The organism is Rodentibacter rarus (assembly GCF_001998965.1).
In the GTDB taxonomy this organism is placed as follows: domain Bacteria; phylum Pseudomonadota; class Gammaproteobacteria; order Enterobacterales; family Pasteurellaceae; genus Rodentibacter; species Rodentibacter rarus.
In genome coordinates this window covers 17,378-34,748 of the sequence record NZ_MLHJ01000100.1, presented here as the reverse complement: position 1 = coordinate 34,748, position 17,371 = coordinate 17,378, and the positions used below count along the sequence as shown (strand labels likewise).

The window sequence follows — 17,371 nt, the reverse complement described above, 5'->3', positions numbered from 1 at the left end:
AATTCAATCTAAACAAAAAGAAGCGCTCATATTTTATTCCCTCCTCATCAAACACAAGACAGGTTTACTCAATTTAGTTGAAGAACTCGACAATATTTTAAGCCTACAAAATCATAGAAATGAGCCGAGATACTTTCTATCGTTATAATCCTGCATTCGAGCTGGTTCGAGCCAGTAATGATCTGCGTAAACAGGAGATTTTTTTCGGTTAGCGGTGTTTGCTCTATTTGGCTCAGACACAATCCGGCAAATTTTAAACAAATATTGACCGCACTTGCTCGGTTGCCGAGCAAAGCATTATTCTCAATGAATCCCAAATTCAAGCCTTAGCGTAAATAAAGAAGATGAGCCTGCTTATAGTGAAACTGAAACCGCTCACCCTGACCTTCTACGTGGGTAACCTTAAAGGCATTGACCGCATTTATCAGCAAACTTTTATGATACAGGAAAGTCAACGTAGCATTTAGGAAGAAAATTTATATGAATTTAGTCACATTACAAGCTGACTTGGATGAATGATTGTTCTATTGTAACCATCATCGACCCCATCAAGGAAAAATATGCTGTTGAAGAACGCCAATGGAAACATTACTTGATGGAAAACGAATTTGGGCAAAAAAAGAACTTAGGCTCAAATTAATCTGATAGACACTTAATTTAGGTGAGGACTGTCTGATTATATTAGGGTTGATCTCCAATAGCTTAACTATGACACAATACCACCTTTTTCAAGGGCTTTTCTCAAAAAGCCTTTTTCTTTTTCCACTAATGGTTTTGCTACTTCCTTTGGTAGACCACTTAAAATCATCATAATCGCCAATTTCGCATTTTGTTCCGCAAGCATTAAGGCTTGTTCAGCGGTGGGGCTATCACAGTCTGTGGCTTGCATGACTATACGCACCGCTCGGGCTTTGAGTTTTTCATTGCTTGCTTGCACATCCACCATTAAATTTTCATAGCATTTCCCTATTAAAATCATGGAAGCGGTAGAAAGCATATTCAACACTAATTTTTGTGCCGTCCCGGATTTTAGGCGGCTTGATCCGGTTAACACTTCTGCACCGACCACCGTATCAATGGAAATATCGGCAAGTTGAGCCATCGGTGAATTGGGATTGCTGGCAATGGAAATAGTGGTTGCCCCTAACTGTTTGGCATAGTTCAATGCGCCCAATACATAGGGCGTTCGACCGCTGGCCGCAACCCCTACCAACACATCTTGGGCGGAAAAATTGATAGCTTGTAAATCCTCAACAGCGGCCTGTTGATTGTCTTCCGCCCCCTCTATAGGATAACGAATGGCCTGCTCTCCCCCTGCAATGATACCTTTTACCATCTCACCACTCACCCCAAAAGTGGGAGGACATTCTGAAGCATCCAACACCCCTAGCCGCCCACTGGTACCTGCACCGAGATACACTAATCGCCCCCCTTGTTGAAAGGCATAGACAATCCGTTCTACGGCTTGGGCAATTTGTGGTAAAACCCGCTCAATGGCGAGAGGAACTTGCTTATCTTCCTGGTTCATCAACCTCACGATTTCCAAAGGAGAAAGTTGATCAATGTTCATTGAATTCGGGTTACGCTGTTCGGTGATTAAGGTTGAGAGAGTGTTAAGAAGTGTGTTATTCATCATTGTTTTATTTTAAATATCGGCTGAAAACCTTAACAATCCTCACGTTAAGGCATGGGAAAAATCGCCCCTAAACTGACCGCACTTTTAGCACCGGTCACCTCGGGTAAATTACCGGATTGATTATGTAATCGGCGATAGGCCAACCAAGCAAAAGCTGCCGCTTCAACATAATCTAACTCCATTCCAAATTCATTGGTGGTATGAATATTCCATTGAGGCAACAGGTTGGCCAAACGTTGCATCATCAAGGTGTTTTTTGCCCCACCACCACAGACAAGGAGCCGTTTAGGGAGAGGTGAATAAATGGTTTTTAAACTTTCTGCAACGCTACGCACCGTCAATTCCACCAAGGTCGCTTGCACATCTTGTGGAAGAGGTACGATGGAGTGTTGCGTCACATGCTGAATTTTTTGTTCCAACCAAGCCAAATTGAATAATTCCCTTCCCGTACTTTTGGGAGGGGACAGTTGAAAAAACGGCTCGTCTAATAAAGCACTGAGTAATGTGTCATTTATCTGCCCACTTGCCGCCCACTCACCATTTTTATCATAGGCTACCCCTTTATGTTTTTCGATCCATTGATCCAGTAAGGTATTGCCCGGGCCGGTGTCAAAGCCGACAACAGGTTGGTCCGGTATTAATACAGACACATTGCTTATCCCGCCAATATTTAATACCACGGTAACCGATTGAGGATCAGAAAAGACCGCTTGGTGAAAAGCAGGCACAAGAGGAGCACCTTGTCCGCCCAATGCCATATCTTTACGCCGAAAATCACCAAGCGTGGTGATCCCGGTGAGGGCAGCCACTAAATTCATATCACCAATTTGCATAGTAAAGGGATATTGCCCTTTTGGCGAATGCCAGATAGTTTGCCCATGGCAGCCGATGGCTTGAATTTTTTCAGGCGAAATAGGGTGTTTCTGTAAAAAAATATTGACACAATCGGCATAAAGTCGCCCTAATTGATGATCTAATTCACCCAGCCTCTGTAAAGTGGTTTCACCTGATTGCACGAGAGCGCTGATATTCTCTCGTAAATATTGAGGCATAGGGGTAAAATCAGTCGCTACTAATTGAGGTGGGGTGCTGGAAAAATCCACCAACGCCACATCCACCCCGTCCAGACTCGTTCCGGACATCATCCCAATATAATATTGTGCGTTCATTTTACTCTACTATATAAGGCAAAGGCTGAAGGGTGAGCAGGCTTGCCTCTTCTAGCAAACGGAAGGATTGGTCGATTTCCACATCATTATTCATCACAACCTGTAACCACAATATTCCCTCAATATTGACCGCACGGATAATCGTACCGGTTTTACGCCAATGACCCTCAATTTGCATTTCAATGCATTCCCCCACTTCAGGCGTTGATGCGGTTTCACCTTTTAAGATAAACATTGCCCGCTTATTGGCTCCACGGTATTTAGCCCGAGCGACAATTTCTTGCCCAAGATAGCAGCCTTTGGTGAACGAAATCGCTTGTTCAATCGCCTGTAAATTGAACGCTTGTGGGATAAATTCATTTTGTGTTTTGGCCGTTAAATTCGGCAACCCTGCTTGAATATCCACAGCTTCCCACAATGCTTCCTCTGCATTAAAGGTGATAGGTAATGAGGTTTCATTAATCAAAATTGAGCGTTGTTCATCGATCTCGATTGAGAAGTGCGGTTGAATTTTTCCGCATTTTTCCCCTATCAATCCCACAATTTGCCAATCACGCAACTCAAAACTCACCTTGGAGAAGACGGCATATTTTTTTAGGGCCTCTAACGCACTCGGCAACAACGCTTTTTTCACTAATAAAAGAAATTGTGTGGAACTGAGTTTGCATACTCGAAAGATCGCATTCATTTTTCCCTTAGGATCACAATGTGCCGTCAGAGTTGAAGCCCCACTCGCCAAGGCCACCACATCGCTGGTGAGTTGTCCTTGGAGATAGGTTTGGGCATCTATACCTTGTGCCTCAATAATCTGATACTGATTCAGTGGAATAAACTGCGTCATCCTTTTCTCCTATTCTAAATTCTGAATTTGCTCACGCATTTGTTCAATTAACACCTTTAATTCTACGGCTGAGGCGGTGATCTCAGCATTGATGGATTTTGATGCCAAAGTATTAGATTCACGGTTAAGTTCTTGCATCATAAAATCCAATTTACGCCCAACCGCGCCCCCTTTTTTCAAAATATTTTGGGTTTCTTTGACATGCATTTGTAAACGATCAAGCTCTTCTGCCACATCCACACGCTGTGCAAGTAAAATCATTTCTTGTTCCACCCGTTGCGGATCAAGACTGATTTGTGCTTCTTCAAAACGTTGCAACAAGCGTTCACGCTGCCATTGTAAAACAGCGGGCATTTGCGACCGCACTTTATCGGCTTCAATGGTAATAGCGGCTAAACGCTGTTGGATAATCTCTTGTAGTTTCTCGCCTTCCCGACCACGCATAGCGATAAAATCAGCGAGTAATTCATCAAAGGCGGTCAATAAATCTTGACTAATCGTATCCAAATCCTGTTCTTGTGCTTCCACCACCCCCGGATAACGCAACACATCCGTTAAATTAATTTCCCCTTCGCCTGCTTGAGTTTTAATCCACTGTAAAGATTGAATCACTTGGTTTGCCAATTCTTTATTGAGATTAAGCTCCCCGCTAATCTGTTTTTTCGTCTCAATGCGTAAAGCACATTCCACTTTACCACGCGTAAGATTTTGACGAAGTTTTTCACGCAAGCTGTTTTCTAATCCCCTAAATTGCTCCGGTAGGCGAAAGAAGGTTTCCAAATAACGTTGATTGACGGAACGAATCTCCCATACCGCATCCCCCCAGTATTTTTTTACTTCGAGGCGGGCAAAGGCTGTCATACTGTAAATCATAAGATCTCCCTTTTATGTCTTAGTCGATTTGTCGGCTATTGTAACGAGAAAGTGCGGTAAATTCTAAAGATATTTTTATATGGGGGTGTTTACACTGTGTAAATTTTAAAATACAATCCGTGTAAATTTTATGTTACAAGACAGAGGGGGAATGATGAGCAAAACCGTTGGTAGCACACTGCTGGTTTCCGGCACGATGATCGGGGCGGGTATGTTGGCAATGCCGCTCACGTCCGCAGGCATTGGATTTGGCTTTACACTCGTTTTATTATTAGGGCTTTGGGCGCTATTGACGTTCACGGCATTATTATTTGTGGAACTCTACCAAACCGCAGAAAGCGATGCGGGTATTGGTACGCTTGCCGAACAATATTTTGGTCAATTCGGGCGTATTATTGCCACCGCCGTTCTCATTATTTTCCTCTACGCCTTAATTGCCGCTTACATTAGTGGAGGCGGCTCTCTATTAAGCGGTTTACTGCCGGAAGGGCTTGGTAACAAACCGAGTATTATCTTGTTTACCTTAATTTTTGGTGTGTTTATTGTAATTGGTACGCACAGTGTGGATCGTGTCAATCGAGTTCTGTTCTTCGTTATGTTGGCAGCCTTTGCTCTGGTGTTAGGATTGATGTTGCCGGAAATCAAAATGGATAACTTATTGGCGATTCCCATCGACAATGCGTTGATCATTTCTGCCAGCCCGGTTTTTTTTACCGCCTTTGGCTTCCATGGTTCAATTCCGAGTTTGAATAAATATTTAGAGGGGAATGTTAAAGCCCTGCGGATTTCTATTTTAGTCGGCTCTGCCATTACACTTGGCGCCTATATTTTATGGCAACTTTCTACGCACGGATTGCTCACTCAAAATGAGTTTTTACAAATTCTAAAAGAAGATGCCACTTTGAATGGTTTAGTCAAAGCAACCCTCGCTATCACCGGTAGCACGGTGATTGCCAGTGCGGTAAAGTTGTTCTCTACTTTAGCACTCGTCACCTCTTTTTTAGGGGTGGGATTAGGCTTATTGGAATGTATCGAAGACTTGTTAAAACGTTCATTTAATGTTTCAGCGGGGCGTATTTCCCTTGGCTTATTAACCTTTATTCCGCCTTTAGCTTTTGCACTATTTTATCCGGAAGGCTTTATTTTAGCCTTAGGCTATGCCGGTCAAATGTTTGCTTTCTATGCGGTGGTCTTGCCGGTAAGCCTGGTTTGGAAAGCGCGCAGACTTCATCCTCATCTTCCATACCGCGTATGGGGTGGCAACATAACCCTGCTTATCGTGTTGATTCTCGGTGTGGTAATTACCTCTATCCCATTTGCGATCCGAGCGGGCTATCTCCCGTTTGTGGTGGGATAAAAAGACATTAAATATTCACCGCACTTTGATCTGCCCCAAAAAGTTGGATATCTCAACCAACTGAGTAAGGTGCAGATTTTTGTGGATAAACACGATTCAATCTCATTGAAGTCTCAAGTTATACGACGATGCCCTCTACCACGACTTGCACAATATACGGTGGGGAAAAAAGGCGATGCGGTGTGGCAGGATATGGCGGTGTATATTGCATTGCCGCCTACAATGGCGACTACAAAGCCAATTTACGTTTGCAGTGGTTGCTTGAAACCGGGCGGGTGGTGGTGAAAAAGCCACAAACAGAAGTGTATTATTTAAATAAGGAACTAGAAAAAACCTTGCCTGCCACGGCAATGTATAAGCTGTACTATCATTTGGATGGTGGTTACGGTGTTAAAACCGTTAAAGGGGGGAAATTTGCGTATTTACGGAGAGCGGCAGATATGGGCAGCCGGGATGCACAGTATGAACTAGGGCAAGGATTAGCCTTAATTAATGATAAGAACAGCTTACGATTTCGATTAGACTTGAGAGAGCAATTATTTCAATGTGCGACAGCACAAGGACAAGGAAAGGCTGCTAAATGGTTGGGAATTTACTATGGTTCAGATAAAAAATATAAAGAAGCTATCCAAGCTTATCATCAGGGTGTAAAAGCCGGCAATCGGCAATCGGCAATCGGCAATCGGCAATCGGCATTTAGGCTATATCTTGCTTTTGATATTAATGCAGTAAAACATGGCGATTATTTAGGGGTTAAGACTGATCCTGAACGTTCCCTTCGCTATGAGATGATCGAAAAATTTTTATTTGATAACGAATATCTCCACGCTACTGTCCCTGATCTTATAAATTCGCAAAATTTTTTGCATAAATTAGGATTTTATTTTGCATAAGGCATTTCCAACTTTTATGCAAAATAAACAACCATTTAAGGAAAACAAAAACACCCTTTAACTTATCATTAAAGGGCGTTTAAATTTCAAATACTAGAATTTATAAACCATATTATCTTCATATTTCCCCACATAACTTGCTGATGTATTCACCACAATTTTCATTGCATTTTCAAACGCCTGCCAGTTATCCACTTTATCCTCTTGCATATACTCAATGAACCGCACAAATTCGCTTTTAGTCGAACTGAAAAAGATATAAGGCGGTCGGGTGATATTCACTAACCGCAAGAAATCAATCAAGTCAAAGTATGTCGCTTGTTTATAGCTTTCCTGCCGTGTGCAAAGATATGGTGGATCTAACACAAACAATGCTTTCGGATTATCTGAATATTTGGGGAGTAGCGTATGAAATGATTCTCGAATCACCTCGACGCCCTCTAAATAACCGTCAGCCTTTGGATAATCACTTTGCCGAATGCAGTTCCAAAAATCTTTACTAAACAGCTTATCAAGCGTGCTGACTTGATTACCGCTAAATAACAACCAACCCGACAAGCTGTTTAAGTCTTTATAGCCATCGAATTCTTGAATGATTCTGACGCATTTTGCTTTCAATTCCTTCGGCATTCGCTTTTTTTTGGGCGTAGCGTTATCAACTATCGCATAAAGTTGGGTACGCAATGCATTAATGTCATCAATATGTGCGAGTCTTTCAGTGTAGCCGTCAAAATCATTATAAATGACCCGTGCTTCAGGCTTTAATTGTTTTGCCGTATGACTTAACAATCCTGCTCCGCCAAACGCATCAATAATTATCCAACCCTCTCCATTACCGGGAATATTATCATTTAAAACTTGCTCAAAATACGTTAAGAATTGTCGTTTTTGACCGACGAAAGGTAGAGGGGCTTGTTTAAAGTTTTTTTGATTTGCCATAGTTTTCTCCTATGGTATTCCGGCACTCCGGGTGCGCCGATACGCTTACTTGTTAAATTGGTTTAATGTTTTACAACGAACACATTTAATTTCTAAATGTTGTATATTTTCTGCTCGTGCCAGTAGTTTTTTACAGCACTTGCAACGGATTTCTTTCAGTTTTTGCATATCAGCATTTCCCATTTTTAATGGTTTTGTTAAAATCCGCTCGCCTCGCGAGGCAGGCGGCAGATGGCTATATGCAAGTACGTTTTGCGTAGCTGGCACGGTGGGTGTTCCCGCACCTACCGTGTCGCCGTCTTCACTTTTTAAAGATAATGGCTAAATCATTCGGGCTAAACCGCCATCCTTCCTCACTGCCGGTGATGGCGTTAAAACACCACTCACTACAAAAATATTTACTGCGTTTTTGTTTAATGCCCAGCACAATCCCCAATACGCCCCACCAGTCATATTTTGCGCCCAAAGTGCGGTTAAAATACGCTTTGATTTGTGCTTCGGTGACGTTATCAAGGGGGATTAAATCCCATTTTGTGCGGTCTGCTACGTTGATGGATTTGCAACGCACACCGCCATCACGAGGGCTTGAGGTGTAACAATCATAGCGGGCTCGGTAGTCGTATTGCCCCCACTGTTCTTGGCGTGCAATGGCGATTTCGCAATGGGAATATTGCCCTTTGGTGAAAAAGCGAATAATGCCGTCTTGTAGGCGTTCTAAACGGTTTTTAGGCTTGCCTTTGTATAAGGCGAGATAAATTTGGGGTTTCATTGACACTCCGATAGGTTAGGTTTTCCATTTATCAATTTCTTGGCGAATATGGTCAAGCATTTCAAGGGTTTCGGCTTGCTCAAGGGCTTTTTCAAAGTGTTGTTTTTTCGCAAAGGTGGCGCCCATCACTATGGCGAATAGGTCTGCTTTTTCAATCACTTTGGCTTTGAGTTGGTCGATATCTGTCAAATCGTCCCGCCCTTCAAAGAGTTCGGCGAGTAGACAAACCACCCACGGCGTTAAGTTGGACGATTATTGTCAAATTCAATGTTGGTATCAGTCATTGTTTTTCTCCTGTTTACGTGAGCGAGCTTCACTCACCACAATTAAATCACCGTCCTGAATGCGACGTTGGTAATATACTGTCGGCTCAACTTCAACGACCGCCTGTTCAATATAGACATAAGGTTGATTTTCCATCGGCACTTTAATACCGGGTTTTGCTTTAACTTTCATGTTTTGTCTCCACCTCAAACGGCACGCTTGCGCCATTTGTCGGATCATAAATATTTCCCCCAATGCGTTCTAACATTGGGTCAGGCTCTGAATGTTCCCCTTGATAGCGGGTAAGCATCTGCGTTTTGCCTAAACCTGCCGCACCATAAATCACGTTAATTTCACCTTCTGCGTGGGCAAATTGCATAATTTCTATTCCACGTTTTGCCGTCATTGTTGGCACAAAAGCGTTGTTGTATTTCGCTTCTACCACTTTTGCTTTTTGGCGGGCTAAAAGCTCATCAACTTTTTCATCTAGCCACTTTGTATCAGTTGGATATTTGTCGTTCAGGTATTGGTTCACTGTAGTAAGTGATGTATCAAACAAGGTTGCCACCTGCTTTTGGGTCATTTTGTTTGCCTTCATAAAGGCGTATAATTCTTGGTTTTTCATTGTTTCCCCCTTACTCATTCATTAGCTTTTTTCTTGCTTCCCACGCCTCTTTTTGTACTCTGGTGAAGAAAATCGGTGTAGGTTCTTCTTTTGGTTTAACTTTGGTGCGTAGCAACTCAAAGCTCGGTTGATGTTCAATTGTGATAACAGGGTTCAATTCCGCCTCTGCCAGAGCGATTTTGTTTGCCGCCCGTTTTTTCATTCCCTCTGCACGTTGCTGTTGTTTTTGTTCAACAAATGGAATTGGGAACGCATTGCGTTTATGGGCTTCAAATTCGGCATTGCAGATAAAACTGCCTTCTTTCGTGCGTACTTGCACCCAATTAGGGTCGTGAATATCGACACAGACCATCACTTCTTGCCCTTGGTAATTCAACAAATCAAGATGGAAATATTTATGCTTATTCCATTCAATTAAGCCTCGTTGTGTGGTGCGGATAAAGGCTGGACGTTGAATATCTCGCAGTTCGTTTTCACTTAAATAAATCATCAAATCAGGATTGCTGATCCGTTGATATTTTTCTGCCGGCGTACAGCCGATTTTGCGGTGAATATGTTCGTGGTTGTACCAATGGATCACTTCTGCAATCACCGCTTTTAACTCATCCCAAGTCGGTAATTCCCGTCGGGCTTTTTGCTGTTTTACTGTAAGCTGTTTACCGTTACTGTTGCTATATGCCAATTGGCGGGCAAGCATTTTGCGGGTTGCTTCAGGATCGGCATTTTTGCCATAATAGGTTTCAAATTGCTCCGCAATGCGTAATCCCACGGTTTTATTGAGCCTTTCGATAATGCCTCGTCCCTGTGGATTACCGGCAATCCCCGTGGCGTGATGAATCGAAAAGCGAGGCAAAATACCCGTGATTTCAGCATCTAATAGCTTATTCTTTTCCCCACCACCGTTATCAGAGTAATAAATGGCTGGCACACCGTGTGTCTGAATGCCGTGTCGTAAAGCATCAAGGACGGCAAAACCATTTTCAGCCAAGGCAAGCGACCAACCGACTATCTTGCGACTCGCCCCATCCACAATCATGGTAAGCTCCGGTGTAAACGGTCTCACGTTGTTTTTCCGTTAAGGTTTTTAATTCAACTTGGCGAAGAGCGAGTGGGGCTTTAGGTTTGGATTTCACAACCGTCACTGCAAATTTATTGCGGATTTCATCTTGTAAATGTTGTGGTAAAGAACAAAGCGCATATTCAACACCGCCACCTTTGCCAACTCTTTTTTGAGTTTTCCAATTATTCTTCTTAGCTTGATAAATAATTCCTTGCACTGAATTAGGTAAACAGGCTAAACTAAAATCAAGTAGCTCCTTGGCTGAATAGTGTGTTTTAAGGTTGTTTATGCACATAAAAACCTCTTAAACTATCTATTGGCGTATTTTTTATGGTTACGTCGTTCATAACGTGATGCCCAGATTATTTCTGCTGGAACACCTATGGCTTCTGCAATAATACGTTCACCTTTAACCCAAGGTCGGTCGAGTGCATTTTTTAATGTACCTCCGTTGCTATAACCGTGCTTTAAAGAGAGTTGGCGTAATGACCAACCTTTTTTAGCTAATGCAGCTTTGATGTCTTCACGATGCCAATCAACAGCTGTTTTTTTAGTTTCGTTTAATTCCTTCATTGGATAACCTCTCTTGTTAATCTAATGAGAATATTAAACTACAAATGTAACCATTTCAACTTTAAAAATACTCTTTTAAAGTTAAATGGTTACTTTTTAATCTATGTTTTTATAGTTACCTTTATAAGCATTTGATTTAAATGATTATTTTTGTAAATTTAAAAACTTACATGAGGTTTTTTAAAGTTATGAAGATTAAGTTTAAAAATACTTCTTTAATCGGAAATCGGATTAGGGAGGAAAGAGAAAAAATAGGGCAAAGTAGAAATGAACTAGCGGACAAGCTCGGTTTATCGCTTTCAACCCTGCAATTATGGGAAACGAACGAAAGAGAACCCCAAGCTTCAATGATTATTGCGATTGCAAAAACTTTAGGTGTTTCACCGAATTACTTATTGACCGGTGAAACAGATATAACAGCAAATGAAAAGGCTAATGACGTTAGTCATCAAACCTCTAATTCTTTGCCGAATGATAGTGATGAAAACTTTGTAGAAATTGAAGATTGCCGTGATGTTCGTATTTCTGCCGGAAATGGTGGGCTTAATGATGAATATCTGGAGTTTAACACTACTAAAGTTGAAAAAAGATGGCTGGATTCCCGTTACTTAAAGGCAAAACATTGTGCGATGTACTTAGTAAGCGGCGACAGTATGTACCCAACGTTAAAAGACGGTGAAGAAATCATTGTGGATCGTTCTAAAACAGATTTAAAGGACGGTAAGATCTTTGTATTAAATAATGAAGGGGCAATGTATGTTAAAAAGGTGCAAGTTACACCATACGGCATCATTTTAATCAGCCAAAACCCTGAATATTCCCCAATTAAGTTAGATGCCTCTGAAATGGATAACTTAATTGTAATTGGACAAGTGGTGCGTGGTTATCGTGATTTTTAAGGCGATTTCCACCACGGAAACCGCCTTTTTTCTTTGGTTAGCTTTCAAGTTAGCTTCTAAGTTAGCTTCTAAGTTAGTTTTTAAATTATCTTCTTATTCAGTTTAAACCCGTTTTAAAATTAACTTTAAAATTTTAAAACCGTTTAAAAACCACCAATCTATCAACAATTTTTATGCAAAATAAAACCCAATTTTAGCCCATTTTCAACCAATCCCCACCATTTTCATTTTTTGCATAAAATTCCCATCAAAAACCACCAAAGCCCCACCACACAAGCCCCCACCGAATTTTTTCGAGCCAAATTTTTTCTTTTTCTTTATGCAAATATTGTCACCACCCCATAATCTAGACGACATCGTGCCATTACCGCCAGCGAAACTTCCTGCTTGGGATGGCAAAATTGCCTTCCAACGTTGGTATGAAGGGGCAAGCCCACCAAAACCCAGCGATGAATTAATGCAAAAACTGGCAGCACAAGCAGGGCTAGACTGGCAAACGGGGTTGCCGTTGAAAAAATAATAAAAAATGACCGCACTTTGCTTTAAACGCTAAGCGAAAGTGCGGTTGATTTTATGGGGGAATTCGTGGTGATTCATCTTTTTTATTTAATCTTCCGGTAAAGCATTTACTACAGCCTTCACTAAGGTTGCAAGCGGGATCGCAAAAAATACCCCCCAGAACCCCCACAATCCACCAAAGATAAGAACAGAAATGATAATGATGAGAGGGTGTAAATTGACGGCTTCGGAGAACAAATAAGGCACGAGTAAATTGCCGTCCAAAAGTTGGCTTACCGCAAAGGCGATGATGATATACCAAAAGGTCGGACTAATGCCGAATTGGAATAAGGCTACAAGTGCTACGGGAATCGTTACAAGCACCGCACCAATATAGGGAACCAGTACGGAGAGCCCAACCGCAACAGATAGTAAGAGAGGATAGTTTAAGCCAAAAATTAAGAAAATCACGTAAGTGACCAAGGTGACAATTAAAATTTCTAAGAGTTTTCCATGAATGTAATTGGCAATTTGTTGTTGCATTTCCGTCCATACTTTGAAAGCAAGATGACGATTACGGGGGAAAAAACGGCTGACTCCTTGTAAAAGCTCACGCTTATCCTTCAACATAAAAAACATCATTAACGGCACGAGGAAAGCATAAATGCCAAGTGAAACGAGGTTCATTATGGAAGCTAAAGAAAGTTTGACCGCAGATTCCCCAAAGCCGAGAATTTTTTCACGAACCGAATTAAAAATAGCATCCACCATGGAATAATCAATTAATTCAGGATAATCTTCCGGTAAACTGAGTAGCCATTCATTAAGTTTATTAAACATCGCCGGTAAATCACTCAACAGGGAAATCGTTTGGTTCCAAAGCATTGGTACAAGGACTAAAAAGAAAACTGTCGCCAAACCGATAAATCCACCAAAAATGACAATGGTGGCTAGCATACGAGGAAATTTTAGATTTTTAGTCAAAAAATTAATCGGCATTTCTAATAGATAGGCAAGGACAATGGCGATCAGTAAAGGGGCAATTAAATCACCGAAAAAATAAATAGCAACAAAACCAAAGAGCAAAATTGCCAATAGTCCCATAGCCTGCGGATCACCTAAACGGCGGGTATACCAACTTTTCAACATTTCTAACATAATCAACATCCAAGTGAGCATTTTCCGCCATTATAAGTTAAAATTTCCTTTGGTTATAGCCAGCTGAAGGAAATTCTATGTCCATTATTATTTATCACAATCCTCGTTGCTCCAAAAGTCGGGAAACTTTGGCGTTATTGGAAACACAAGGTATCCATCCAAAGATCGAGCTTTATTTGCAAAAACATTATAGCGTTGCAGAATTACAACAACTTGCGGAGAAATTAGGCATCACGGATATTCGCCTGATGATGAGGGTAAAAGATGAACTTTATAAATCTTTAAATCTTGCGGATTCGACATTGACAAATGAAGATCTATTGAATGCAATCAGTGAGCATTCTGCTTTGCTTGAACGCCCTATTGTAGTGAATGGCGACAAAGCAAAAATCGGACGACCACCGGAAAGCGTTCTTGAAATTTTGTAATTTTAAGGTTTATCCGTATAATATGACCGCCGTGAAAATATCTTCACGGCTTTTTTAAGGGAAAAATTATGGCAAAAAAACAAAAAAGTGCGGTTGAAAATCAAACCGTTTATCAACATACGAGAGGTGTTGTAAGGGATAATGCGATGATGGCATTATTACACGACAAGTTATTCCGTCAGCGTATTGAGAAAAAACGTAAAGGGAAAGGTAGTTACCAACGAAAAGCAAAACACGTAGGGAAATTTTTTGAAAAGCCCGATTATAAATTTTTTGGTTACAGAAACTTTATAATCGGGTTTTTCTTAAGTTAAAAACGCAATATGAGGTAAAAAATGTCAAATAAAACAGAAATATTATTCAATACAACATGGAATGTACGCATTAGTGATCCGGGTGAAGAAGGCACACACAGCCATTTTTTTGAAACAGTTTATTTAACCCTGACGGCACATTTTGAAGAAAATAGAATTCGCTATGAATTTGTTCGTAGAGTGGAAGATCAAATTAAAATCCAGCGCTCATTTACAGAATTAAATGAATTATTTAAGTTTTTGGGCGATTATTTAGATGCGGTCTCTCTTGGTGTACTGGGGGTAAAAATTGGCAACCTCGGTGTTAATGCGGAATAGTGTATTTTAGGAAACGAAAGAGGGAGGCTCTAAACCGCCCCTGACAAAACAATCATATATAGAAGATCAGATTAAATCTGACAAATCACAATAAAAAGTGAGCGTTTCCCGTTTAGAATATGAGTGTCAAATTCAATCTAAACAAAAAAAGGAAACGCTCATGTTTTATTCCCCCCTCATTAAACACAAGAGCGGTTTGCTTAATTTCACCGAAGAATTGAGTAATACTTTCCAGAGAATAGACTTCATCACGATAGATAAATAAGATCACATCCGCATCTTGCTCTAACGAAACGAATTCGCGTAAATCTGAATTGACTGAGCGTTTATTCGCCCGTTGTTCCAGGCTTCTATTTAATTGGGATAGTGCATAAATAGGACATTCCAACTCTTTCACTAATACCTTTAATGCACTGGAAATTTGGGTAATTTCTAGATGAGGATTTTCTTGCTTGCCCGTGCTACGCATTAAGAAGGTTTTTTAAACCGTATGGAAAGGAGGGCACAATTTCCGGGTTATCAACAAGGTTTACAAAAAGTAATCGATATAGAAAAAGAGGCTACAGATCTTGCTAATCAAAATAAGTTAAATGAAGCAAAAGAGAAACTTGGTGAAATGCCGGAATTAAGAAAGATGTATCATACGTTATATAATATAGTTTCCTGTTATTTTATGTAATTTTTTGATCTAAAAATCTCATCAAGCATCTCTTGAAATTATCCCTGTAATGATGTTAAATCTGCACGTATTATAAGGTTATTAAATTAGTTATATTTTAAGGATTTTATGTGTCAATTACTTGGTATGAATTGTAATACACCAACAGATATTGTCTTTTCCTTTGAAGGTTTTCGGCGTCGTGCCGGTTTAACAGATTGCCATTCCGATGGCTTTGGTATTGCCTTTTTTGAAGGACGTGGTGTGCGTATTTTTCGTGATAATCGTCCTGCCTCCCATTCGCCTATAGCAGATTGCGTGAAACAATATAATATTAAATCACTTAACGTTATTGCGCATATTCGTAAGGCAACACAAGGTGAAGTGAATATTGAAAATACTCATCCTTTTATACGTGAAATTTGGGGTGAAAATTGGGTATTTGCCCATAATGGTAATTTAAAAGATTTGCCGGATATGTCGGAAAGTTTTTGTCAACCTATCGGTTCGACAGATTCCGAAACGGCCTTCTGTTATATGGCAGAATATCTAAAAAACCGCTTTCGTAAAAAACCGACAGAAACACAAATTTTTGAGGCGATTCAGGATGTCACCAAAGAGCTTGTTGCTCATGGAACATTCAACTTTATCCTCTCTAATGGTGAATGGATGATTGCTCACTGTTCGACTAACTTGCATTATCTAACTCGTAAAGCGCCTTTTGGTAAAGCGCATCGAATTGATGATGATGGTGTGATTGATTTTAATGATTACGCAAAGGAAGGGGATAAGGTTACTATTATCACCACTTTTCCTCTTACCAAAGATGAATCTTGGACCAAAATGGAAAATGGTGGCTTTGTATTCTTTAAGGAAGGGGATAAGGTGGCAGAAGTTATCGGTGTTGCAAAACAAGTGGAAGATGATGGTACACTTGGATTACATAAAGCCGCTTAATTCTTAAACAATTTTAACTTAAGAATTTAACATCAACTTAGAATTATAAGTATAAAAATCGCGATAACATACAATTTAAAATAAAACGTTCAACGATGTAAAATTCGAATTTTGAGAATCGAAATTCAAAAATTCAGGGAGAGCAAATCCACCTCCAAGGTGGATTTCTGGTTCTGAATGGAGTATCGGTTTTACGCCATCATTCTCGTAATCTGTTCAAAATTTGGGCTTGGTGCCAAGTTATAAGCGATAATTTCGCTGTTAAACAGGTCTTTAATTGGTGATAAATAAAGTTTGACTTCAGCACATTTAAACTCACTGACATCTGTTAGCCATTTCTCATTCGGTGCAAGTGCAACAAAATTTCGCTGTAAAAGATTGTCGGCGATATGCCCTACTTCACCTTGATAGGAACGATATTTCCGTTGTTTGCATTTTCTCTTTAATCCCAATTTATGCATAATGGATTGCTCTCTTTTGTGATTGATGCTCATCGTTTTTCTTAATGCTAATGTCACTCAACGATAGTCATAGCAACCATTATTTTCATGATAAATCCGTTCTATTTCTTGCAGAATAAAGGTTTTTTCGCTACTTGAGGTTTTAAGTGATAAAAGAAAACACTTCATGCTAACCCAATTAAACGGAGTAACAACTCAAGTGGAAAGTGAATACGGCAAGGCTTTTATGATTTCTGCCTTTTCTCCATTTTTTGTTGGTTGAGTTCCCGCCACTTTTTTAAGATGGCATTCTCCGCTTCAAGCTCTAAAATTCGGTAACGCAAACGTTCTTCTTCTGTTTTGGGCGGTGGTGACATTTCCTATAGAATAGTGCCTATTTTTAACGGCTTGTATGACGGTTAATTCAAATTCAGGAGAATAGATTTGTTTGTGTTTAGTATCGTTAAGCCATTGATTCCACAGTGATTAAATCGGGTAATCCAAAATCTTAACGTCCCCTCTTTGAGATGAAATTCGATCGCTTGCTGCTTGAAAAGTGGGTTATATTTAGTCATAAAAAATCTGCACCTTAGTGAGTTGGACGATTAGTCCAATTTTTGGGGCTGGTTATTTTGACCGCACTTTTTTGCTTTTTTAACTTGCCAAAAAATGAAAAATCTCTAAAATGAACGCTCGTTCATT

The 17,371-nt window shown here is 40.3% G+C and carries 22 protein-coding genes and 4 pseudogenes; 10 read left to right on the top strand and 16 right to left on the bottom strand.

The window, feature by feature from the left end; all coding sequences use genetic code 11:
• Nucleotides 1-28 precede the first annotated feature (28 nt).
• Nucleotides 29-645: pseudogene (locus tag BKK50_RS09710) on the top strand (hypothetical protein).
• A gap of 61 nt (nucleotides 646-706) precedes the next feature.
• Here BKK50_RS09710 and murQ read toward each other — a convergent pair.
• The 4 genes from murQ to BKK50_RS09690 are packed head-to-tail and all read right to left on the bottom strand — an operon-like array spanning nucleotide 707 to nucleotide 4,519.
• The gene (gene murQ, locus BKK50_RS09705; protein ID WP_077417609.1) at nucleotides 707-1,636 is read right to left on the bottom strand and encodes an N-acetylmuramic acid 6-phosphate etherase; all 930 of its coding nucleotides are present in this window, start codon (nucleotides 1,634-1,636) and stop codon (nucleotides 707-709) included.
• A gap of 44 nt (nucleotides 1,637-1,680) precedes the next feature.
• Nucleotides 1,681-2,805, bottom strand: a complete 1,125-nt coding sequence (locus tag BKK50_RS09700) for an anhydro-N-acetylmuramic acid kinase (RefSeq protein WP_077417608.1) — start codon at nucleotides 2,803-2,805, stop codon at nucleotides 1,681-1,683.
• Between the two features lies 1 nt (nucleotide 2,806).
• Nucleotides 2,807-3,646 carry a CAF17-like 4Fe-4S cluster assembly/insertion protein YgfZ gene (ygfZ, locus tag BKK50_RS09695; RefSeq protein WP_077417607.1) on the bottom strand — a complete coding sequence of 280 codons (840 nt, stop codon included), beginning with the start codon at nucleotides 3,644-3,646 and terminating at the stop codon, nucleotides 2,807-2,809.
• A 9-nt stretch (nucleotides 3,647-3,655) separates the two neighbouring features.
• Nucleotides 3,656-4,519, bottom strand: coding sequence for a YicC/YloC family endoribonuclease (locus tag BKK50_RS09690; protein ID WP_077417606.1), 864 nt, complete (start codon nucleotides 4,517-4,519; stop codon nucleotides 3,656-3,658).
• A gap of 154 nt (nucleotides 4,520-4,673) precedes the next feature.
• On the opposite strand from BKK50_RS09690, the gene BKK50_RS09685 reads away from it, so the two are divergent.
• Nucleotides 4,674-5,876, top strand: a complete 1,203-nt coding sequence (locus BKK50_RS09685) for an aromatic amino acid transporter (protein WP_077417605.1) — start codon at nucleotides 4,674-4,676, stop codon at nucleotides 5,874-5,876.
• Nucleotides 5,877-6,058: 182 nt separating this feature from the next.
• The gene (locus BKK50_RS09680) at nucleotides 6,059-6,769 is read left to right on the top strand and encodes a DUF6396 domain-containing protein (protein WP_077417604.1); all 711 of its coding nucleotides are present in this window, start codon (nucleotides 6,059-6,061) and stop codon (nucleotides 6,767-6,769) included.
• A gap of 93 nt (nucleotides 6,770-6,862) precedes the next feature.
• Here the strand turns inward: BKK50_RS09680 and BKK50_RS09675 are convergent, their stop codons facing one another.
• The 9 genes from BKK50_RS09675 to BKK50_RS09645 all read right to left on the bottom strand — a co-directional run bounded on the left by BKK50_RS09675 (nucleotide 6,863) and on the right by BKK50_RS09645 (nucleotide 10,999).
• Nucleotides 6,863-7,708, bottom strand: a complete 846-nt coding sequence (locus BKK50_RS09675) for a hypothetical protein (protein WP_077417603.1) — start codon at nucleotides 7,706-7,708, stop codon at nucleotides 6,863-6,865.
• A gap of 45 nt (nucleotides 7,709-7,753) precedes the next feature.
• Nucleotides 7,754-7,876, bottom strand: coding sequence for a Com family DNA-binding transcriptional regulator (locus tag BKK50_RS13245; protein WP_077417612.1), 123 nt, complete (start codon nucleotides 7,874-7,876; stop codon nucleotides 7,754-7,756).
• A 133-nt stretch (nucleotides 7,877-8,009) separates the two neighbouring features.
• The gene (locus BKK50_RS09665; protein WP_077417602.1) at nucleotides 8,010-8,477 is read right to left on the bottom strand and encodes an enoyl-CoA hydratase; all 468 of its coding nucleotides are present in this window, start codon (nucleotides 8,475-8,477) and stop codon (nucleotides 8,010-8,012) included.
• A 15-nt stretch (nucleotides 8,478-8,492) separates the two neighbouring features.
• On the bottom strand, nucleotides 8,493-8,708 hold the full coding sequence (locus BKK50_RS12485) for a hypothetical protein (RefSeq protein WP_158074665.1): 216 nt from the start codon (nucleotides 8,706-8,708) through the stop codon (nucleotides 8,493-8,495).
• A gap of 45 nt (nucleotides 8,709-8,753) precedes the next feature.
• Nucleotides 8,754-8,933 (bottom strand): DUF2635 domain-containing protein, encoded by a 180-nt coding sequence (locus BKK50_RS09660; protein WP_077417601.1) that lies wholly within the window; start codon nucleotides 8,931-8,933, stop codon nucleotides 8,754-8,756.
• Nucleotides 8,923-9,366 carry a TniB family NTP-binding protein gene (locus BKK50_RS09655; protein ID WP_077417600.1) on the bottom strand — a complete coding sequence of 148 codons (444 nt, stop codon included), beginning with the start codon at nucleotides 9,364-9,366 and terminating at the stop codon, nucleotides 8,923-8,925. The genes BKK50_RS09660 and BKK50_RS09655 overlap by 11 nt, the downstream gene beginning before the upstream one ends.
• A 10-nt stretch (nucleotides 9,367-9,376) precedes the next feature.
• Nucleotides 9,377-10,429 (bottom strand): Mu transposase C-terminal domain-containing protein, encoded by a 1,053-nt coding sequence (locus BKK50_RS09650; RefSeq protein ID WP_306291880.1) that lies wholly within the window; start codon nucleotides 10,427-10,429, stop codon nucleotides 9,377-9,379.
• Nucleotides 10,347-10,721, bottom strand: coding sequence for a DNA-binding protein (locus tag BKK50_RS13125; RefSeq protein WP_306291881.1), 375 nt, complete (start codon nucleotides 10,719-10,721; stop codon nucleotides 10,347-10,349). The genes BKK50_RS09650 and BKK50_RS13125 overlap by 83 nt, the downstream gene beginning before the upstream one ends.
• A 14-nt stretch (nucleotides 10,722-10,735) precedes the next feature.
• Nucleotides 10,736-10,999, bottom strand: a complete 264-nt coding sequence (locus BKK50_RS09645) for a helix-turn-helix domain-containing protein (RefSeq protein ID WP_077417599.1) — start codon at nucleotides 10,997-10,999, stop codon at nucleotides 10,736-10,738.
• Nucleotides 11,000-11,139: 140 nt separating this feature from the next.
• On the opposite strand from BKK50_RS09645, the gene BKK50_RS09640 reads away from it, so the two are divergent.
• A complete protein-coding gene (locus tag BKK50_RS09640; protein ID WP_244149442.1) occupies nucleotides 11,140-11,898 on the top strand; it encodes an XRE family transcriptional regulator in 759 nt (252 codons plus the stop codon).
• A 343-nt stretch (nucleotides 11,899-12,241) separates the two neighbouring features.
• A pseudogene (locus BKK50_RS09635) lies at nucleotides 12,242-12,418 on the top strand (DUF6396 domain-containing protein); the annotation flags it as partial.
• An 86-nt stretch (nucleotides 12,419-12,504) separates the two neighbouring features.
• On the opposite strand, the gene BKK50_RS09630 reads toward BKK50_RS09635, so the two are convergent.
• Entirely contained in the window at nucleotides 12,505-13,554 is a 1,050-nt protein-coding gene (locus tag BKK50_RS09630; RefSeq protein WP_077417611.1) for an AI-2E family transporter, read from the bottom strand.
• Between the two features lie 77 nt (nucleotides 13,555-13,631).
• Here BKK50_RS09630 and arsC point away from each other — a divergent pair, with 77 nt between their 5' ends.
• The 3 genes from arsC to BKK50_RS09615 all read left to right on the top strand — a co-directional run bounded on the left by arsC (nucleotide 13,632) and on the right by BKK50_RS09615 (nucleotide 14,614).
• A complete protein-coding gene (arsC, locus tag BKK50_RS09625; RefSeq protein ID WP_077417597.1) occupies nucleotides 13,632-13,982 on the top strand; it encodes an arsenate reductase (glutaredoxin) in 351 nt (116 codons plus the stop codon).
• A 68-nt stretch (nucleotides 13,983-14,050) separates the two neighbouring features.
• Nucleotides 14,051-14,296, top strand: a complete 246-nt coding sequence (locus BKK50_RS09620) for an alternative ribosome-rescue factor A (RefSeq protein ID WP_077417596.1) — start codon at nucleotides 14,051-14,053, stop codon at nucleotides 14,294-14,296.
• A gap of 21 nt (nucleotides 14,297-14,317) precedes the next feature.
• Nucleotides 14,318-14,614: a DUF5377 family protein gene (locus BKK50_RS09615; RefSeq protein WP_077417595.1), complete on the top strand. Its 297-nt coding sequence runs from the start codon at nucleotides 14,318-14,320 to the stop codon at nucleotides 14,612-14,614.
• A gap of 202 nt (nucleotides 14,615-14,816) precedes the next feature.
• Here the strand turns inward: BKK50_RS09615 and BKK50_RS12910 are convergent.
• A pseudogene (locus BKK50_RS12910) lies at nucleotides 14,817-15,086 on the bottom strand (DnaB-like helicase C-terminal domain-containing protein); the annotation flags it as partial.
• Nucleotides 15,087-15,104: 18 nt separating this feature from the next.
• Here BKK50_RS12910 and BKK50_RS09605 point away from each other — a divergent pair.
• Nucleotides 15,105-15,293, top strand: a complete 189-nt coding sequence (locus BKK50_RS09605) for a cytochrome b562 (protein ID WP_077417593.1) — start codon at nucleotides 15,105-15,107, stop codon at nucleotides 15,291-15,293.
• A 108-nt stretch (nucleotides 15,294-15,401) separates the two neighbouring features.
• Nucleotides 15,402-16,229, top strand: coding sequence for a class II glutamine amidotransferase (locus BKK50_RS09600; protein WP_077417592.1), 828 nt, complete (start codon nucleotides 15,402-15,404; stop codon nucleotides 16,227-16,229).
• 197 nt (nucleotides 16,230-16,426) lie between these two features.
• Here the strand turns inward: BKK50_RS09600 and BKK50_RS12905 are convergent.
• A pseudogene (locus tag BKK50_RS12905) lies at nucleotides 16,427-17,244 on the bottom strand (IS3 family transposase); the annotation flags it as partial.
• Between the last annotated feature and the right edge of the window lie 127 nt (nucleotides 17,245-17,371).